Raw genomic sequence first — 18,260 nt, 5'->3', positions numbered from 1 at the left:
CAGCGAAATCCTACATTTGGAGCAATTTTTACAGACACCGCTTGAGCTTTGGAGTCCTCCGAAAAACGTTACCGGAACCGGTTTTTCCATTCGCGCATCAGCGTGAACGCGGCCAGACGATCCGTCACCGTTTCGTGCAGCTCGGCCTCGAGCGTCGCGTGGATCGCCGCGCTGTCGGCCCGCATGAACGGGTTGACCGCGCGCTCGTGCGCGATCGTCGTGGGCAGCGTCGGCACGCCGCGCGCACGCAGCGCCTGCGCGTCGTCGCGCCACGCGGCGAGCGCCGCATTGCAGGGCTCGCACGCGAGCGCGAAGCGGATGTTCGACAGCGTGTATTCGTGTGCGCAATGCACGCGCGTGTCGCCCGGCAGCGCCGCGAGCGCGTCGAGCGACGCGAGCATCTGCGCGGGCGTGCCTTCGAACAGGCGGCCGCAGCCGCACGAGAACAGCGTGTCGCCGCAGAACACGTGCGGCTCCGCGTTGCCCTGCCCGGCCGCGCCTTGACCGGCCGTCTGAAAATACGCAATGTGGCCGCGCGTATGCCCCGGCACGTCGAGCACGTCGAACGCGACGGCCGGCGCGTCGAGCGTCACGCGATCGCCGCCCGCCAGCGGCCGCGTGACCACGCCGATCGCTTCGGCGGCGGGACCGTAAACGGGGAGGGGAGCATCGTCCGGTTGGCTATTACGCAGCGCGTCGACACCGCCGACGTGGTCGGCGTGGTGGTGCGTGAGTAAAATAGCGGTCAACCGCCATCCGCGTTCGGCAAGAACCCGGCGTACGGGCGCGGCTTCACCCGGATCGACGGCGATCGCATCGCGGCCGTCCGAGACGAGCCAGATATAGTTGTCTTCGAATGCCGGAACCGGCACGTATTCCAGCTCGTTCATGGGCGCGCAATCATCGTTATGTCCGATCCACAAATTATAGACTGGCCCGCCTGGACCGACTCGCCGCCCGGCCGCTACGTGCTGGGCTGGGAACAGGCGCAGCTCGACCGGATCGTGTCCGACGTCTTCGGCTTCCACGCGCTGCAGCTCGGCCTGCCGCAGCTCGACGCGCTGCGGGAGAACCGCATGCCGTATCGCGGCCTCGTGCTCGACCCGGCGAGCGGCGCGAGCGCGCCGTATCAGTATCCGTGGGCGCGCGAAGCGCACACGGCGGGCCATGCGCCCGCCGATCGCAGCACGACCTGGTGCGACCTGCTCGACCTGCCGTTCGAGTCGCAGAGCGTCGACCTGATCGTGATGCCGCACACGCTCGAATTCACGTCCGACCCGCACCGCCTGCTGCGCGAGGCCGAGCGCGTGCTGATGCCGGAAGGCCAGCTCGTGATCACCGGCTTCAATTCGCTGAGCCTGTGGGGCATGCGGCAGTCGTTCGGGCGCATGGCGAACCGCCCGTTCGTGCCGGCCACGCGCGACCAGATCGCGTTCATCCGGCTGAAGGACTGGATCAAGCTGCTCGGTTTCGACCTCGAACGCGGCCGCTTCGGCTGCTACCGGCCGCCGCTCGCCACCGACCAGTGGCTGGCCCGCTACGGCTTCATGGAGGCCGCCGGCGACCGCTGGTGGCCGATCTTCGGCGCCGTCTACATGGTGACGGCCGTCAAGCGCGTGCGCGGCATGCGCCTCGTCGGCCCGATCAAGATGAAGAAGCCCGTGCTCGCACCGGGCCTGACGCCGGCGGCCTCCCCGACCACTCACCAAGAACGTTCATGACAATCGACACCATCGACATCTATACCGACGGCGCCTGCAAGGGCAACCCCGGCCCCGGCGGCTGGGGCGCGCTGCTGCGCTACGGCGACAAGGAAAAGGAACTGTTCGGCGGCGAGCCGAACACGACCAACAACCGCATGGAGCTGATGGGCGTGATCGCCGCGCTCGAAGCGCTGAAGCGGCCGTGCCGGGTGATCGTGCATACCGACTCGCAATACGTGCAGAAGGGCATCAGCGAGTGGATCCACGGGTGGAAGAAGAAAGGCTGGGTCACCGCGGCGAAGACGCCGGTGAAGAATGCCGACCTGTGGAAGCGGCTCGACGCGCTCGTCGTGCAGCACGAGATCGAATGGCGCTGGGTCAAGGGCCATGCAGGTCATCCCGAAAACGAGCGCGCGGACGCGCTCGCGAACCGCGGCGTCGAATCGCTGGCCGCCTGAACACCGGCCGCCCTCTCCCGTTTTTCCTGCTTTTCCCGACATGCGCCAGATCATTCTCGATACCGAAACCACCGGCCTGAACGCCCGCACGGGCGACCGTCTCATCGAAATCGGCTGCGTCGAGCTGCTGAACCGGCGGCTCACCGGCAACAACCTGCACTTCTACGTGAACCCCGAACGCGACAGCGATCCGGGCGCACTGGCGGTGCACGGCCTCACGACCGAATTCTTGAGCGACAAGCCGAAATTCGCGGAAGTCGCCCCTCAGATCCTCGACTTCGTGAAGGACGCCGAGCTGATCATCCACAACGCGCCGTTCGACCTCGGCTTTCTCGACGCCGAATTCGCACGGCTCGGCCTGCCGCCGTTCACCGAGCATTGCGGCGGCGTGATCGACACGCTGGTGCAGGCCAAGCAGATGTTCCCCGGCAAGCGCAACTCGCTCGACGCGCTGTGCGACCGTTTCGGCATCAGCAACGCGCACCGCACGCTGCACGGCGCACTGCTCGACTCGGAGCTGCTCGCCGAGGTGTATCTCGCGATGACGCGCGGCCAGGACAGCCTCGTGATCGACATGCTCGACGACGCGGGCGTCGGCGGCGGTGCGGCGAACGGCCAGCGCGTGTCGCTCGCCGCACTCGACCTCGCCGTGGTGGTCGCGAGCGACGACGAGCTGGCCGCGCACCAGGCTCAGCTCGACGAGCTCGACAAGTCGGTCAAGGGCACCTGCGTGTGGCGCCAGTCCGCCGACACGGATACCGCCGAAGCGGCGTAATACCCGCGACCCGCGTGGCGGCCGCGCTCATGCGCGCGGCTGCAGCGCGATGACGGCCATCCCGCCGAGCGCGAGCACCGCGCCGGCCACGTCCCAGCGGGTCAGCGCGACGCCGTCGATCACCCGCAGCCAGATCAGCGCCACCGCGATGTACACACCGCCGTACGCGGCATACGTGCGCCCCGCCGCGCTCGGGTGCAACGTCAGCAGCCACGCGAACAGCGCGAGCGACAGCGCGGCCGGCACCAGCAGCCAGGCCGGGCGCCCGGCCTTCAGCACGAGCCACGGCAGATAGCAGCCGACGATTTCGGCCAGCGCGGTAGCGGCGAACAGCGCCGCGATCCTGATCAGTTCGGTCATCCGGTTCCTCGCGAATTCAGCCCCGTCGCGGCGGACGGCTCGGCCGCGCCGCGCGCCGCCGATCATACCCGAGCGGGCCGCGCCGAATGCCCCGCCAGGCGGGCGATTCCGCGCAATTTGCACGATCGTCCGTCATCGTGCTATCATGTCGCCTGTTTCAACATTCAATCTCTGTCTTTTCGATTTTGAGAGAAGTCCGTCCGCACGCTGCGGGCCGGTGCCTCGATCGAAATTGCATCCACAGGAAAGCCCGCCCGACAGGCCCGCTTTTCTCGTTTCGTTGCCCCTCCGGGGCGTTGCCGGAACACCGGACATCTCGTCCGCACCGGCATCTGCCGCTCGCATCACGCGGCCCATTCTTCATGAGCGCACTGTCGCGACGGCCCATCGGGCCCGCGTCGAAGCAACCCCTTGGCCCTTTGCTGCCCCCTGCGCAGTAAGTGCTTAAAGGTCTGCCCCGACGCGCAGCACACGACACCGCGCTCGCCGGCAAACCGTGTCGGACGGCCCTGCCCGTTCCGGCGCTGTCAAAGGAGTGCATGACCTTGACCGCAACACACGTCAGCCCGACCGCTGTCTCTTCCACCGCTTCGCCGTCCGGCGAAGCCCCGCTCGCCGCGGATGACATCACCGTCGTCGACCAGAGCCTGCTCAAGCGCGCCGTCAGCGCGATGGCCATCGGCAATGCGATGGAATGGTTCGATTTCGGCGTCTACAGCTATATCGCCGTCACGCTCGGCAAGGTGTTCTTCCCGTCCAGCAGCCCGTCCGCGCAGTTGCTCGCGACCTTCGGCACGTTCGCGGCCGCGTTTCTCGTGCGTCCGCTCGGCGGCATGGTGTTCGGGCCGCTCGGCGACCGCATCGGCCGCCAGCGCGTGCTCGCCGCGACGATGATCATGATGGCCGTCGGCACCTTCGCGATCGGCCTGATCCCGAGCTATGCGTCGATCGGCATCATGGCGCCGATCCTGCTGCTCGTCGCCCGCCTCGTGCAAGGGTTCTCGACCGGCGGCGAATACGGCGGCGCGGCGACCTTCATCGCCGAATTCTCGACCGACAAGCGTCGCGGCTTCATGGGCAGCTTCCTCGAGTTCGGCACGCTGATCGGCTATGTGCTGGGCGCGGGCGTCGTCGCGCTGCTCACCGCGTCGCTGTCGCAGGACGCGCTGCTGTCGTGGGGCTGGCGCGTGCCGTTCCTGATCGCCGGGCCGCTCGGCCTGATCGGACTGTACATCCGGATGAAGCTCGAGGAAACGCCCGCGTTCAAGCGCCAGGCCGAAGCGCGCGAAGCGCAGGACAAGGCCGTGCCGAAGACGCGCTTCCGCGAGACGCTGCTGCGCAACTGGCGTGCACTGCTGCTGTGCGTCGGCCTCGTGCTGATCTTCAACGTGACCGACTACATGGTGCTGTCGTACCTGCCGAGCTTCATGTCGTCGACGCTGCACTTCGACGAATCGCACAGCCTCGTGCTGGTGCTGCTCGTGATGGTGCTGATGATGCCGATGACGCTGTACGCCGGCCGCCTGTCCGACAAGGTCGGCCGCAAGCCGGTGATGCTCGCCGGCTGCGTGGGCCTGCTGGTGCTGTCGATCCCGTCGCTGATGCTGATCCACACGGGCACCACGGCATCGGTGTTCGGCGGCCTGCTGATCCTCGGCGTGCTGCTGTCGTGCTTCACCGGCGTGATGCCATCGGCGCTGCCCGCGCTGTTCCCGACCGAGATCCGTTACGGCGCGCTCGCGATCGGCTTCAACGTGTCGGTGTCGCTGTTCGGCGGCACGACGCCGCTGGTGACCGCATGGCTCGTCGACGTGACGCACAACCTGATGATGCCCGCGTACTACATGATGGGCGCCGCGCTGATCGGCATCGTGTCGGTCGTCGCGCTCGCCGAAACCGCGCGCCAGCCGCTGAAGGGCTCGCCGCCGGCCGTCGCGACGCGCCGCGAAGCGCACCAGCTCGCGCGCCAGTTGCGCGAGGACGACGACGAATCGGACATCTACGGCGTCGCGACGCCCGCCCGCGCGTGAGCGTCGCCCAATGAAAAAGCCCCGGCCGAAGCCGGGGCCCGATCGAACCCGATCCGCCCGACCGGCTTGCGCCGGCCGGGCTTTTTTCATTCAGTCGGCGTGCGCGTTCATGCGTGCGCTTCGCAGTGACGGCAGAAGATCAGCGCGCGCGACCGTGACACGGCTGCCTGCGCACCGCGCGCCGCGACGATCATCCCGACCTGGCCGAGATTGAAATCGCGCTCGACCATCAGCTGCGTGAGCCCGGCAAGCGCCAACACGACGGACGGGTGGTACAGGCTCGATTCAATCAGGGCTTTCATCATCGGCTCCATCTGGCAATGCGTGATTTGATGGAGTGGATTCTAGGGATCGGTCGCGTCCGGATAAACAGCGCGAATGCGAAGTCACTTGTCAGCGGCCGAGAACAATCGGCAGCGGCTTGCCGGACAACGGCGAGCGGCGCCTGACAGCGGCGTGCGGCAGCCCGGCGAACCGCTTCAAAAGCTACGCGAGCGGCGTATCGACGAAGGCCGGCAGCGCTTCCGCCCGCGCGGAATGGGCGGCGAGCGCCGGATAACGGGCCGGATCGATCCGCGCCAGCGCCGGGTAGTCGGCCGCCATGAACTGCGTGAAGCGCCACGCCACCGCGACCGTCACGTCCGACTGCAGCAGCCGCGCGCCGCCGAACCAGCCGTTCGTGGCCGCGACCAGCGGCTCCAGTGCGCCGTATGCGCCTTCGAGCTGGCTCAGCACGCGTTCGACCCACGGTTCGTGCTGCTTGTCCGACGGCCGCAGTGCCTGCTCGTAGACGAACTGCACGGTTTTCTCGGCGGCGGCCAGCGCGAACCCGATCGGCACCAGCGCGCGCAATCGGGCATCGACGGCGTCGGGCAGCAGGCGCCGCTCCTGCGCGGCGAGATGATCGAGATAGTCGACGATCAGCGACGAATCGATCAGCGTCGCGCCGCCGTCGGTCACGAGCGTCGGCGCCTTGACGACCGGGTTGAGCGCCCTGAACCGCTCGACATGACGGAATACCGAGATCGACTCGTGTTCGAACGGCAGGTCGAGCAGCTTCGCCGAAATGGCGACCCGGCGCACGAACGGCGAATCCAGCATACCGATCAGTTTCATCGCAAACGCTCCGTTTCGAGGGAATGGGACCGACGACTGTAGCAGTGTCGCGCGGCAGCGCCTAGCGTGCGCGTGATGCAGATCAGCCGCCCGCACATCCGCCTCCCGCTGCGCGGCCACAGTGACCATAATGGATATTCACGCTCCTTCCGCCCCAGGGTCCGCCATGTGGTACGCCGTCGTCGAGCAGCAGCGGGAATGGATGCGCGCATGGCGCGCGGCGACGCGGTACGCGTTCGATGCCTGGCCCGCGGCGTCGCTGCCGCATGCCGCGTCGTCGTGCTACGACGACCTGTTCGAACCGCTGCTCGGGCCGCAGGCCGCGCCGCCGGGCTTCGATCTCGCGTGGCCCGACGTCGGCGAGCAGGTGGTCGCGCACACGCCGTTTTGCGACTTGCGGCGCTTCGCGCACGCCGACGCGCGCCGCACCGTGCTGCTGTGCGCGCCGCTCGTCGGGCACGCGGCCGTGATGATGCGGGAAACCGCCGAAACGCTGCTCGCCGATGGCGACGTTTGCGTGACCGACTGGCGCAATGCGCGCGACGTGCCGCTCGCGGCAGGCCGTTTCGGGCTCGACGAATACGTCGCGATGCTCGACGGCTTCGTCGACGCGCTCCAGCACGACGATCGGCCGCTGCACGTCGTCGCCGTGTGCCAGGCGACCGTGCCCGCGCTCGGCGCACTCGCGCTGCGGGCCGCGCGCGGCCTCGCTCCGCCCGCGAGCATCACGCTGATCGGCGGCCCGCTCGATGCGCGGCTGAACCCGAGCGCGCTCGGCGCCGCGGCGGCCGCCCATTCGCTCGACTGGTGCCGGCGCCACCTGATCGACATCGTGCCGCCCGGGTTCGCGGGGCATGGCCGCCGCGTGTTCCCGACCTATCTGCAACAGGGCGAGATCGCGCTGATGTATCCGCAACGCTTCCTGGCGCTGATCGAGACCTACGCGCTGGCAGCCTCCCGCTTCGACATGGCCGGGCTTGCCGACGCCCGGCGGGCGCTGCGCGAATACACCGCGCTGCTCGACATGCCGGCCGATTATTTTCTCGATACGGTCGACGTCGTGTTCCAGCGCATGCTGCTCGCGACCGGCGCGTGGCGCGTGCGTGGCCGGCGCGTCGAACCGGCCGCGTTGCGCGACGTCGCGCTGCTGACCGTCGAAGGCGCCCGCGACACAGTCACGGGCGTCGGCCAGACGCATGCGGCGCTCGGCCTGTGCAGCGGCCTCTCGGCCGACGCGCGCCATCGCGTCGACGTCGACGATTGCGATCACTACGGACTGTTTACGGGGCCACGCTGGCACGGCAACGTCCATCCGGCGATGCAACGCGTGTTCGCGCTGGCGGAAGCCGGCCGACCGCGCCCGCGCCGGAACCGTCGGACGTGACGACGCGTCAGGGGCGCGCCGCGTCGAGCAGCGCGCGCACCTCGTCGTCGCTCGTCTGCTCGAAGTGCGCGTAGAACTGGCTGATCCCGAAGAGCCGCGCCGGCTGCGACACCGCGACGAATGCATCGGCCAGGCCGTCGAACGCATGCGCCGCGCCCGCCGGCGCGACCGGCACCGCCGCGACGATGCGCGCCGGACGGCGCTCGCGCAGCGCCTGCAGCGCGACGCGCATCGATGCGCCGGTCGCGACACCGTCGTCGACGACGATCGCGATGCGTCCATCCACCGCCAGCGGCGGCGCCGCGCCGCGATACAGCGCCTCGCGGCGTTGCAGTTCGGTCGTCTCGCGCGCGATCACGTCGGCGAGTTGCGCATCCGATACGTCCATCGCGCGGATCACCGAACGCTGCAGATGGGTCGCGCCGCCCGTCGCGATCGCGCCCATCGCGAGCTCGGGGTCGAACGGCACGCCGAGCTTGCGCACGACCAGCACGTCGAGCGGCACGCGCAGTGCGCACGCGACCGGATACGCGACGGGCACGCCGCCGCGCGGCAGCGCGAGCACGACGACGTCGGTTCGCCCTGCGTATTCGCGCAACGCGTCGGCCAGCTGGCGGCCGGCATCGGCGCGATCGGCAAAACTGCTTTCGGTCACGATCGGCTCCCTGCCGTTGCGCCGGGCGCGCGCAACCCGCGCCGACGCCTGTCAACGAGCATGGTTCATCGGTCGCGCCGATGCAAGCAGGGTCATACCGGTGCGCGACGCGCCGCGGGAAAGGGTCAGAGGCCGGCGGCCTGCCGGTACAGCCGCCAGAACGACTGCGCGTAGGACTGCGCGAGTTCGGGCGCGCGCCGGAACACGTTCACCGTGTCGGCGTGCTCGGCCGCGCCGTCGGACAGCGTCGTCAGCGCGACGCTGTCGTCGACGATCGCGAAGCGCGACGCGGGGCCGCCGTGCCGCGAATCGATCGCGACGTCGATGCCTGCGGACTTCAGATAGCCGGCGCCGCTGGTCTTGCCCGCGCGCGGCGAACGCACGAGCACGACGCGCACCTCGATCCCGCGCGCGCGGGCCGCCCGCAGCGCGCTCGCGACCGTCGGCGGCACCTGCGTATAGCCGGCCAGCAGCACGCGGCGCTGCGCCTGTTCGATCAGATCGACGGTCGCGTCGGCCGCTGCGTTGTCATACGAAAAGTACGTGCCGACCGATGCGGCGTCGGACGGAATCTGGCTGGCGTGGACGCTCGTCGCGCAGCAGAACGCGGCGAGGAGGAAGGCGGCTGGTCTCATGGCGGGCGCCATTGTAGCGACGCCAATTCGCGTGACAAGAGGCGGCTGCGACGCTGCTGCGCCGACGCAACACACAGTGCGGAACGGGTGCCCGGCCGCTGTGTTTCGGGCCGGGTTTCGCCCCGCCGATCAGCCGGCCGCGACGCGCGCGAGCCAACGCGTCACGCCGTCGACGGAACGGAAATCCGCGAGGCTGCGCGCGGGCAACGCGGGATACGCGCCACCGGCCATCTCGGCCAGCGCGCGCCCGGGGCCGAGTTCGAGAAACGCGGTCGCGCCGGCCTCCACGCACGCGGCGAGACAGGCCGCCCATTCGACCGGCTCCGCGATCTGCCGCGCGAGCTTGTCGAGGCCCGTGTCGACATCGAGCACGGACGCGCCATCGATCCCCGAGAACAGCCGGGTGCCGGCCAACGGCCGGCGCACGCGCGTCGCGGCCAGCGTCGCGCGGAAGGCCGGCACGGCCGCCGCCAGCCGACGCGTATGCGACGCGATCCGCACGCAGACGGGCGCGACACGCAGCGCGCCGGCGCGCGCCGCGTCGTCGGCCACGGCATCGACGTCGGCGTGCCGCCCCGCAACCACGAACGCATCGCCGGGGTTCGCGATCGCGATAGCCGCGTCGCGACCGTCGCAGAACTGCGCCAGTTGCGCGCGTGTCAGGCCGCGCACGAACACCATCCGCTCGTCGCCGCCGCTCGCGGCATCCATCTCGCGTGCACGCGCATCGGCCAGATCGAGCGCCTCGTGCGGGTCGATCCTTCCCGCGACGCTCCACGAGCCGACCTCGCCGACGCTGTAGCCCGCGACGCAGCGCCGGCGTGGCCACACAGCGTCGAGCAGCGCGGCGGCCGCGAGCGCCTGGACCGTGCAGAGGATCTGCGCGGCCCGGTTTTCCTGCAGCGCGTCGGGGCCGGCCTGTCGGACCCACGTGCGCGGATCGTCGCCGAGCAGCCGGCCCGCATGCGCGAACAGTGCGTCGGCCTGCGGCGCCGATCCGGTCAGATCGAACATGTCGGCGCGCTGCGCGCCTTGCCCCGAACACAGGATGGCCAGCGTCATCGCGCGTGCCCTTCGGCTTCGAGCGCATCGACGAAGACGCTCATCGCGAGCAGGTCGGCCGCGCCGCCCGGACTCAGCCGGCGCGCGACGAACGCACGATGCGCGGCCGCCGCGCGCAGCCGCCAGTCGCGCGCCCGCACGCCGCCGCGCGCGACGAACGCACGGGCGGTCGCGCGGGCGAAATCGAGGCCGTCCTGCCCGCCCCGGTGCAGCAGATTCGTGTCGTCGAGCGCGGCGATCAGCGCGAAGCACGCGGCGACGCGCGCGGCTTCCGGGTCGCCCGGCAGGTCGCGCCGCGCGCGGCGCAGCGCGGGCAAGCCGATCGCATACACGGTCGGGAAGCCGTCGGCCGCCTCGCGACGTGCGCCGCCGACACCGTAGCGGCGGCTCGCGCGCTCGCCGTGACTGTCCGGCACACGTGGACCGCCGAGGATCTCGACGCCCCAGCGGCACGACACGAACGCACCGAGCGTCGTCCCGGCCGGCAGCGCGCCCGGTATCGTGCGCCGGCCGGCGGCCGCGCACAGCAGCCCGAGCCCGAAGATCGCACCACGATGCGTATTGACGCCGCCGGTCGCGGCGAGCATCGCGTGCTCGGCACGCAGGCCGATCTTGCGCAGCACGGCCATGTCGGCGTCGCGGGCGCCCGCGTCGGCGAGTTCCGCGAAGTACGGCCGCAGCACGACGGCGCTGCGCGTGAACGTCGCGGCATCCATGTCCGCGTGACTGCCGGTGTCGACGTGACTGACGAGGCCCGGCTTCGGGTAGGTGTCGATCTCGAGCACGAGGCTGCGCTCGGCCAGCGCGGCGATGCGCTCGGCCTCGGACGGCGCCGCGACGCGGCAGGCAGCCGCGGCGTTCATTGCGCGCCCCCGATGAACGCATCGGCGCGCATCAATTCGACGGTAGTCGCGGTCTTCACCGCGACTTCGGGCAACCGCGCGTGCAGTTCGCGCCAGTTGGCGCCCGCGCCGTCGTCGCGCAGCAGTTCGCCGTCGATGCGCATTGGCGCGCGCGCATCGATCGTCGCGAGACCGTCGAGCAACGGCGCGAGCGACGCGGCGTCCGGCAGCGGGAACACGATGTCGAGATCGGACGATGCGCTCAGGTACGGCTCGCCGGTCAGCGCCTGCCAGGCGAGGCTGCCGAACACGCGGCCCTGCACGCCGCAGCGCGCGCCGAGCGCATCGAGCTCGCGCAGCGGCGCATGCCACGCGGCGGGCGCTCCGGAGCGTACGTCCGCCAACGCCGGCAGCGGGCCGACCGTCGCGAGCGCGTGGGCGGCCACGTTCAGCGCGATGCGCCGCTTGCCCGCCGGCGGCGGCAGCGGCAGGCCGAGCGGCACGCGGCCGGCATCGGCTTCATCCGGCGACGCGCGACGCACGATCAGCGGCCAGCCGCGTTCGGCCCATGCGCGCACGAGCGGATCGCCCGCGAGCGCGGGGTCGTGGGCAAAGGCCGCGCCCCACCCGCCCGCCGTCAGCGTGACGAGCGTGTGGCGGCGCAGCGGCAGCTCAGCGTGCGGCACGCGCAAGGGCCTCGACGCGGGCGGCGACGTCGGTCGCGACCGGCCGGCCGCGCGCCGCGCGCCGGTCGACGCGCTCGGCCGGCTTGCCGAGCCATTCGCCGACCTGCGCGTCGAGCGCGCGGGACGGATCGAGCACGGCGTCGACGGCGCCCATCTTCACGAGGTTGTCGAGCCCCGGCGCGAACACCGGGGTCGAACGCGCCATCTCCTTCAGCACGTCGATCGGCAGCTTGGTCACGCGCGACATCGACGGCAGGTCCATCACCTCCGGCTCGGCACCCGGCACCGCGAGCAGCGTGCGGGTCGCGAGCGCGGTCGCGATGAACGCCCCCGCGGCCGTGTGGCCGTACAGCACGCCGATCGTCCGGTGTCCGGCGAGATCCGCGTGCATCAGGCACTTCGCGAGATGCGACAGCCCTTCGTTCAGGCCGAGCAGTTCGTCGCGCTTGCTCATCCGCTGGCTGTCGCTGTCGACCAGCACGACGATCGGCGTGTCGCCGCCGCGCGCGACCGTGTCGAGCACGCGCGACGCGAGCGTCAGCGCCTCGTCGAGGCCGAACGGCAAGCGGTCAGCAACGCCGATCACGTCGACGCGCGTGCCGGCCAGTTCCGCGTGGCCCGTCAGCAGGCCGCCATTGCGCACGATCGAATGGCCGTTGGGGAACAGCGAGGTCAGTACTTCATCGAGCGTCATGCTGCGGCTCCTGTAACTGGTCGGCGAGCTTCGCGAATGCTTCGTCGGGCATGCCGGGGATCGCTTCCGGCTCGGTGGCCCCGAGCGCGCGCCACACGTCGAGCGCATCGTTGCAGCCGCCGAACCGTTCGACCCGCGCTTCGAGACGCGCCTGTTCCGCGCGCAGCATCGCCGCATCGAACGTCGGCGCGCGACCGATCAGATCGAGCGCCGCCGCGCGGAACGCGTCGGGCGTATCGGCCACGTAGCGATCGGCGCCGCCGATCAAGCGCCGGTGCTTGCCGCCCATCGTGCGCCAGATCAGCGCGCGATCCTTCGAGTCGAATTCCTCGACGCCGCGATTGGTCTCGATCACTTCGGGGCCCGACACGCTGATGCGCCCCTGCTCCGACACCGCGAGCGCCGAACAGCACGCGGCGAGCAACCCGCCGCCGCCATAGCAGCCCGCGCGGCCGCCGATCAGCCCGATCACCGGCACGCCGGCCGCACGCGCTTCGACGAGCGCACGCATGATCTCGGCGATCGCGAGCTCGCCCGCGTTCGCTTCCTGCAGCCGCACGCCGCCCGTATCGAACAGGATCAGCACCGGCTTGCCGACTTCGCGCGCGGCGCGCAGCAGCCCGGTGAGCTTCGCGCCGTGCACTTCGCCGAACGCGCCGCCCATGAAGCGGCCTTCCTGAGCGGCGACGAACACCGGCCGGCCGTCGAGCCGGCCGTGGCCGACCACCATCCCGTCGTCGAACTGCTGCGGCAGGCCGAACAGCGGCAAGTGCGGGCTCGTCATGCGCTCGGCCGGCCCGAGGAATTCGCTGAAACTGCCCGCGTCGAGCAGCCCGTCGATGCGCTGCCGCGCCGATGCTTCGTACCAGCTCGCCGCATTCGCGACGAACGCCGGTGCGTCGTGGATCACGTCGCTCATCATGCATCTCCCTCGATCGCGCGCACGGCCTGCGCGAGCCGCAGCGACACCATGTCGGGTCGCGCGCCGCCGTCGTTGATCGACAGCTTCAGGCCGCCCGGCGTGCGCCGTTCGACGAAATCCGACACGACCGCCTGCCACACCGCGCCGAACCCGACCGCCGCGGTGCGGATGTCGATTTCGCATTCGTTGCCCGGCAGCACGCGCTCGACGAGCACCTCGAGATTGCCGGACGCGACCACGCCGACGAGCGCCGCGGCCTGCTCGCCCTTCGCGCGTTCGCGCGCGGTGAAGCGATAGTTCAACTGTTCCATGCCCTCTTCCTCACCAGTTGCGAAACCGGGCCGGCGGCGCATAAAGCCCGCCCGACCAGTGCACGAGATCCTTGATCGACCGCGCGGCGAGCCAGCGGCGGTCGGCGTCGAGCGGATCGATGCCGAGATCCTCCGGGCGGCGGATCACGCCGCGCTCGCGCAGCCGCTCCACCATCTTCCGGTCGCGGCCGCGGCCGACGTCCGTATAGCCGGCCACGCCGCGGATCGCGTGCTCGCGTTCGTCCTTGTCGCGGCACATCAGCAGGTTCGCGATGCCCTCCTCGGTGACGATGTGCGTGACGTCGTCGCCGTAGACCATGATCGGCGCGAGGTCGAGCTGCAGCTTGTCCGCGAGCTTCAGCGCATCGAGCTTCTCGACGAACATCGGCACGTTCTTGTCGCCGAACGTCTCGCCGATCTGCACGACCAGCTTGCGCCCGCGCCGCAGCGCCGCCGGCGTGTCGGGATCGGCCTCCGCGCCCGCCTTCAACCACGGTTCGCTCGGATGGCGCCGGCCGCGCGCGTCGCTGCCCATGTTCGGCGCGCCGCCGAAACCGGCGATCCGCTCGGCGGTGACCGTCGACGAATGGCCGGACAGGTCGATCTGCAGCGTCGAGCCGATGAACATGTCGCACGCATAGAGCCCGGCCGTCTGGCAGAACGCGCGGTTCGAGCGCAGCGACCCGTCGGGGCCCGTGAACCATACGTCGGAGCGCGCGCGGATGTAGTCGTCCATCCCGACTTCGGAGCCGAAGCAGTGGATCTGCTCGACCCAGCCCGATTCGATCGCGGGAATCAGCGTCGGATGCGGATTGAGCGCCCAGTGCGTGCAGACCTTGCCCTTCAGCCCGAGCTTCGCGCCGTAGGTGGGTAGCAGGAGCTCGATCGCGGCCGTGTTGAAGCCGATCCCGTGGTTCAGGCGCTTGATCCCATACGGCTCGTAGATGCCCTTGATCGCGAGCATCGCGGTGAGGATCTGCGTCTCGGTGATCGCGGCCGGATCGCGCGTGAACAGCGGCTCGACGTAGAACGGCCGGCCGGCCTCGACGACGAAATGCACGCGATCGCCCGGGATGTCGACGCGCGGCACCTTGTCGACGATGCGGTCGACCTGCGCGATCACGATGCCGTCCTTGAACGCGGTGGCTTCGACGACGGTCGGCGTGTCTTCGGTGTTCGGGCCCGTGTACAGGTTGCCGTCGGCGTCGGCGCTCACGGCCGCGATCAGCGCGACCTGCGGCGTGAGGTCGATGAAGTAGCGGGCGAACAGTTCGAGATAGGTATGCACCGCGCCGAGCGCGATCTTGCCGCCGAACAGCAGCTTCGCGATGCGCTGCGACTGCGGGCCCGAATACGCGAAGTCGAGACGCGTCGCGATGCCGCGCTCGAACACGTCGAGGTGCTCGGGCAGCACGACGCCCGACTGCACCATGTGCAGGTCGTGGAGCTTCGCGCTGTCGACGTCGGCGAGCGCGGTGGCGAGCAGATCGGCCTGCTTCTGGTTGTCGCCTTCGAGGCACACGCGGTCGCCTGGCCGCAGCACCGCTTCGAGCAACGCGACGGTGTCGCGCGCGTCGACCCGCTTGCCCTGCGCGTACGCCGCGCCGGCCGCGACGCGTGCATCGCGCGCCTGCCGCGCGTGATTCCATCCGGTCATGAACAGTTCTCCGCTTCGAGGATTCAGCGGCATTCTAAGCCTGGCGCCGCTGCCGATTGATGATGTTGCAGAATGCGACTCAGAGGACGCCGCGATGGATGCGGCCCGCGCGCGGGCCGCGTCGCATCGCCCTACGCGCCGACCAGCGCGCGCGTCGTGAAGAACAGCAGCGACGGCCCGAGCAGGCAGCCGACGCCGGTATGGAACGTCGCGACCAGCGCGCCGTACGGCACGAGCCGGCGGTCGGTCGCGGCAAGGCCCGCGCTCACGCCGCTGACGGTGCCCGCGAGCCCGCCGAAGATCATCGCCGAGCGCGGCGTCTTCAGTCCCATGAAGTTGGCCGCGACCGGCGTGCCGACCATCACGATGATCGCCTTCACGAGCCCCGTCGCGATGCTGAGCGCGATCACGTCGGAGCTCGCACCGATCGCCGCGCCCGTGACGGGCCCGACGATGTAGGTGACGGCGCCCGCCCCGATCGTCGTCATGCTGACCGCATCGGTATAGCCGAACGCGCGCGCGACGCACGCGCCGACGATGAACGGCAGCACGGTGCCGAGCAGCAGCGACACGACGCCGACGAGCCCGGCCTTGCGCGCCTCGGTCGGCTGCACTTCGAACGCGGTCGCGACGATCGCGAAATCGCGCAGCATCGCGCCGCCCATCAGGCCGATGCCGGCGAACAGCTTGACGTCGGCCAGCCCCTTCTCGCCACCGGTGAACGCGCCGCCGACGTAGGCGAGCACGAGGCCGATCACGATCGCGATCGCCGAGCCGTGCACGCGGCCGAACGTGAGCTTGCGCGACGCGATCGAAGACAGCCACATGATCAGGCCGACCAGCGCGAACGACGCGACGAGCCCGTTGTGGGCGACGGTTTTTTCGAGCATCTGCAGCATGGCGGCCTCCGTTATTGTTCTTCGAATTGCGGCACGCCCGCGAAGGCCGTGTCGTCGCGGCCCGTGCGCGCGAGTACCGCGATGCAGCATGCGCAGATCGCGACCGCGCCGACCGCGGCCAGCAGCGCGACCGGCCCGCCCTTCAGTGCGGCGACGACGTTCTGGTTCGCGGCCATCGCGACGACGACCGGGATGTACATCGCGCCCCAGAAACCGACGCCCGCCTCGGTCTCCTTCGGCAGCCAGCCTCGCCGGTGCAGCCACAGGCGCAGGCAGATCAGCAGCAGCATCGCGATGCCGACGCCGCCGACGTTGGTTTTCACGCCGATCGCGCTGCCGAGCAGGTCGCCGAGGAACAGTCCGGCCAGGTGGCAGAACGCCAGCAGCGCGGTTCCGTAGATGATCATGAGTCGTCTCCAGTCTCTTCGTGACGGGCGCCTGACGCGTGCGGGAGCCAGGCCCGCACGCCGATCCCGGGCGGACTGTCTGTCTCCTGCGGCGGGGCGCCGCGGCCCGGCGGCTCGTCGTGCGAGCGCGTTCTCGGGGGTCGATGGGATGATGCGGGTTCGGGCCGGACGCCGGATGGCTTAGACTGATTGGTGCAGCCGGCGGCGCGACACGGGCTACGCGTCCGATGCCCCTCGTTTGCGGAGGCCGCACTGGCGCGTGATCCGATACTAGCGCCGCAAAATCCGGCCATTTATGAAGTTGTCGAAACCGATTCAGTGGATTTAGCAATGCGTCCGTTACCGCCCGAATTGCTGCGCAGCTTCGTCGCCGTCGCCCAGTCCGGCAGCTTCACCGCCGCGTCCGAGCGCGTGAACCTGTCGCAGTCGACTGTCAGCCAGCATATCCGCCGGCTCGAGGAGCTGCTCGACCGGCCGCTGTTCGAGCGCGACACGCGCAACGTGCACCTGTCGCAGCACGGCGACGCGCTGTTCCGCTACGCGGTGCGCATCCTCGAACTGATGGACGAGGCCGTCACGTCGGTCTGCGGGCCGCCGCTGTCGGGCAAGGTGCGGCTCGCAATGTCGGAGGATTTCGCGTCGGCGCACCTGACGGCCGCGCTCGCGAGCTTCGTGCAGCGCAACCCGGACGTCGAGCTCGCGATCTCGACCGGGCTGTCGGGCGACCTGTTCGACGCGCTCGACGAGGGCCGGCACGATCTCGTGTTCGCGAAGCGCATCGCCGGCAGCCGGCGCGGCCGCGTGATCCGCAGCGAACCGCTGTACTGGTGCACCGGCCCCGATTCGCGGATCACCGGCCACGAGGCCGTGCTGCCGCTCGCGATGCATCCGGAGCCGAGCGTGTCGCGCCGCCGCGTGCTCGAATCGCTCGAGGCCGTCGGGCGGCCGTACCGGATCGCCGTCGTGAGCAGCAGCATCGCGGTGCTGCGGGCGGCCGCGAGCGCGGGGCTCGGCGTCAGCGCGTTCGCCGGCTACGTGATCCCGGCCGGGCTCGCGCGGCTCGATGCGGGGCTGCCGGAACTCGGCGAACTCGAATACGTGATCGATCGCCCGGCGGCCGCGTCGCGCTCGACGCTCGCGCTCGAAGCCACGCTGATCACGGCGGCGGCCGAGTTGTAACGGCACGGCGGGCACCGCACGCGGGCGCGGTCGCATCCAGCGGCACCTGACAGCTTTGCCCGGAACGCGTCATCGTCCGCGCAGCACCCGCTCGCGACAATGGGCCCCATCCGAACGCACCGCGCATCGCCGCGCGCGTCCGGCACCCCATCCCCTTGATCGGAGCCCGCCATGAAGAACGTCCTGCGATTCGCCGTCGCGACCACTGCAGCCGCCTTGCTGTCCCCCGCCTTTGCCCAGACCGACGCGTCGGCCCCCGCACAACAAGGCCTGACACGCGCGGAAGTCATCGACCAGCTCAAGCAGGCCTATCTCGACGGCGAACTGCCGACCAACGACGGCAACTACCCGCCGAACGCCGCGACCCGTGCGCGCAACCGCGAACTCGTGCAGGCCGTGAGCCCCACGTGGCTGGCTCACACGCCGCCCGCCAGCCAGGCGATGTCGCAGCAATGACCGGCGCCGCCACTGCGCTGGCGCGACCG

The 18,260-nt window shown here is 70.3% G+C and carries 22 protein-coding genes; 7 read left to right on the top strand and 15 right to left on the bottom strand.

Annotated elements, in window-relative coordinates:
- Positions 1 to 68 precede the first annotated feature (68 nt).
- Positions 69 to 890 carry a hydroxyacylglutathione hydrolase gene (gene gloB, locus HWX76_RS28065; RefSeq protein ID WP_176016673.1) on the bottom strand — a complete coding sequence of 274 codons (822 nt, stop codon included), beginning with the start codon at positions 888 to 890 and terminating at the stop codon, positions 69 to 71.
- A gap of 18 nt (positions 891 to 908) precedes the next feature.
- Here gloB and HWX76_RS28060 point away from each other — a divergent pair, with 18 nt between their 5' ends.
- The 3 genes from HWX76_RS28060 to dnaQ are packed head-to-tail and all read left to right on the top strand — an operon-like array spanning position 909 to position 2,936.
- The gene (locus HWX76_RS28060) at positions 909 to 1,721 is read left to right on the top strand and encodes a class I SAM-dependent methyltransferase (RefSeq protein ID WP_050015191.1); all 813 of its coding nucleotides are present in this window, start codon (positions 909 to 911) and stop codon (positions 1,719 to 1,721) included.
- On the top strand, positions 1,718 to 2,161 hold the full coding sequence (rnhA, locus tag HWX76_RS28055; RefSeq protein WP_050015189.1) for a ribonuclease HI: 444 nt from the start codon (positions 1,718 to 1,720) through the stop codon (positions 2,159 to 2,161). Before HWX76_RS28060 ends, rnhA begins: the two co-directional genes overlap by 4 nt.
- A gap of 40 nt (positions 2,162 to 2,201) precedes the next feature.
- Positions 2,202 to 2,936 carry a DNA polymerase III subunit epsilon gene (dnaQ, locus tag HWX76_RS28050; RefSeq protein ID WP_176016672.1) on the top strand — a complete coding sequence of 245 codons (735 nt, stop codon included), beginning with the start codon at positions 2,202 to 2,204 and terminating at the stop codon, positions 2,934 to 2,936.
- 27 nt (positions 2,937 to 2,963) lie between these two features.
- On the opposite strand, the gene HWX76_RS28045 is transcribed toward dnaQ, so the two are convergent.
- Positions 2,964 to 3,296 carry a YnfA family protein gene (locus HWX76_RS28045; RefSeq protein WP_050015244.1) on the bottom strand — a complete coding sequence of 111 codons (333 nt, stop codon included), beginning with the start codon at positions 3,294 to 3,296 and terminating at the stop codon, positions 2,964 to 2,966.
- Between the two features lie 539 nt (positions 3,297 to 3,835).
- Here HWX76_RS28045 and proP point away from each other — a divergent pair.
- Positions 3,836 to 5,326, top strand: coding sequence for a glycine betaine/L-proline transporter ProP (gene proP, locus HWX76_RS28040; RefSeq protein ID WP_050015187.1), 1,491 nt, complete (start codon positions 3,836 to 3,838; stop codon positions 5,324 to 5,326).
- Between the two features lie 107 nt (positions 5,327 to 5,433).
- Here the strand turns inward: proP and HWX76_RS28035 are convergent, their stop codons facing one another.
- Entirely contained in the window at positions 5,434 to 5,631 is a 198-nt protein-coding gene (locus tag HWX76_RS28035) for a hypothetical protein (RefSeq protein WP_050015242.1), read from the bottom strand.
- A 181-nt stretch (positions 5,632 to 5,812) separates the two neighbouring features.
- Entirely contained in the window at positions 5,813 to 6,442 is a 630-nt protein-coding gene (locus tag HWX76_RS28030) for a glutathione S-transferase (protein ID WP_050015185.1), read from the bottom strand.
- A gap of 166 nt (positions 6,443 to 6,608) precedes the next feature.
- Here HWX76_RS28030 and phaZ point away from each other — a divergent pair, with 166 nt between their 5' ends.
- Positions 6,609 to 7,826 carry a polyhydroxyalkanoate depolymerase gene (gene phaZ / locus HWX76_RS28025; protein ID WP_176016671.1) on the top strand — a complete coding sequence of 406 codons (1,218 nt, stop codon included), beginning with the start codon at positions 6,609 to 6,611 and terminating at the stop codon, positions 7,824 to 7,826.
- A gap of 7 nt (positions 7,827 to 7,833) precedes the next feature.
- Here the strand turns inward: phaZ and HWX76_RS28020 are convergent, their stop codons facing one another.
- The 11 genes from HWX76_RS28020 to madL all read right to left on the bottom strand — a co-directional run bounded on the left by HWX76_RS28020 (position 7,834) and on the right by madL (position 16,596).
- Positions 7,834 to 8,481 carry a phosphoribosyltransferase family protein gene (locus HWX76_RS28020; protein WP_176016670.1) on the bottom strand — a complete coding sequence of 216 codons (648 nt, stop codon included), beginning with the start codon at positions 8,479 to 8,481 and terminating at the stop codon, positions 7,834 to 7,836.
- 125 nt (positions 8,482 to 8,606) lie between these two features.
- Positions 8,607 to 9,128, bottom strand: coding sequence for a phospholipase D-like domain-containing protein (locus HWX76_RS28015; RefSeq protein ID WP_050015179.1), 522 nt, complete (start codon positions 9,126 to 9,128; stop codon positions 8,607 to 8,609).
- Positions 9,129 to 9,245: 117 nt separating this feature from the next.
- Entirely contained in the window at positions 9,246 to 10,178 is a 933-nt protein-coding gene (locus tag HWX76_RS28010) for an acyltransferase domain-containing protein (RefSeq protein ID WP_176016669.1), read from the bottom strand.
- Entirely contained in the window at positions 10,175 to 11,041 is an 867-nt protein-coding gene (mdcB, locus tag HWX76_RS28005) for a triphosphoribosyl-dephospho-CoA synthase MdcB (protein WP_176016668.1), read from the bottom strand. The genes HWX76_RS28010 and mdcB overlap by 4 nt, the downstream gene beginning before the upstream one ends.
- Complete coding sequence (gene mdcG / locus HWX76_RS28000; protein WP_176016667.1) at positions 11,038 to 11,706, bottom strand: malonate decarboxylase holo-[acyl-carrier-protein] synthase; 669 nt, start codon at positions 11,704 to 11,706, stop codon at positions 11,038 to 11,040. The genes mdcB and mdcG overlap by 4 nt, the downstream gene beginning before the upstream one ends.
- Positions 11,693 to 12,400, bottom strand: a complete 708-nt coding sequence (gene mdcE / locus HWX76_RS27995) for a biotin-independent malonate decarboxylase subunit gamma (RefSeq protein ID WP_176016666.1) — start codon at positions 12,398 to 12,400, stop codon at positions 11,693 to 11,695. Before mdcE ends, mdcG begins: the two co-directional genes overlap by 14 nt.
- On the bottom strand, positions 12,387 to 13,322 hold the full coding sequence (locus HWX76_RS27990; protein ID WP_050015173.1) for a biotin-independent malonate decarboxylase subunit beta: 936 nt from the start codon (positions 13,320 to 13,322) through the stop codon (positions 12,387 to 12,389). Before HWX76_RS27990 ends, mdcE begins: the two co-directional genes overlap by 14 nt.
- Positions 13,319 to 13,633, bottom strand: coding sequence for a malonate decarboxylase acyl carrier protein (gene mdcC / locus HWX76_RS27985; RefSeq protein WP_006485317.1), 315 nt, complete (start codon positions 13,631 to 13,633; stop codon positions 13,319 to 13,321). Before mdcC ends, HWX76_RS27990 begins: the two co-directional genes overlap by 4 nt.
- Before the next feature lie 10 nt (positions 13,634 to 13,643).
- Positions 13,644 to 15,290, bottom strand: a complete 1,647-nt coding sequence (gene mdcA / locus HWX76_RS27980) for a malonate decarboxylase subunit alpha (RefSeq protein ID WP_050015171.1) — start codon at positions 15,288 to 15,290, stop codon at positions 13,644 to 13,646.
- A gap of 131 nt (positions 15,291 to 15,421) precedes the next feature.
- Complete coding sequence (gene madM, locus HWX76_RS27975) at positions 15,422 to 16,189, bottom strand: malonate transporter subunit MadM (protein WP_027808885.1); 768 nt, start codon at positions 16,187 to 16,189, stop codon at positions 15,422 to 15,424.
- A gap of 11 nt (positions 16,190 to 16,200) precedes the next feature.
- The gene (madL, locus tag HWX76_RS27970) at positions 16,201 to 16,596 is read right to left on the bottom strand and encodes a malonate transporter subunit MadL (protein ID WP_006485307.1); all 396 of its coding nucleotides are present in this window, start codon (positions 16,594 to 16,596) and stop codon (positions 16,201 to 16,203) included.
- Positions 16,597 to 16,926: 330 nt separating this feature from the next.
- On the opposite strand from madL, the gene HWX76_RS27965 reads away from it, so the two are divergent.
- Complete coding sequence (locus tag HWX76_RS27965; RefSeq protein ID WP_012328224.1) at positions 16,927 to 17,775, top strand: LysR substrate-binding domain-containing protein; 849 nt, start codon at positions 16,927 to 16,929, stop codon at positions 17,773 to 17,775.
- A 171-nt stretch (positions 17,776 to 17,946) separates the two neighbouring features.
- Positions 17,947 to 18,231 (top strand): DUF4148 domain-containing protein, encoded by a 285-nt coding sequence (locus HWX76_RS27960; RefSeq protein ID WP_050015169.1) that lies wholly within the window; start codon positions 17,947 to 17,949, stop codon positions 18,229 to 18,231.
- The last annotated feature ends 29 nt before the right edge of the window (positions 18,232 to 18,260 follow it).

It is taken from the genome of Burkholderia sp. BCC0398, assembly GCF_902833245.1.
Classification (GTDB): Bacteria; Pseudomonadota; Gammaproteobacteria; order Burkholderiales; family Burkholderiaceae; genus Burkholderia; species Burkholderia sola.
This window is presented reverse-complemented; position numbering and strand designations above follow the sequence as displayed.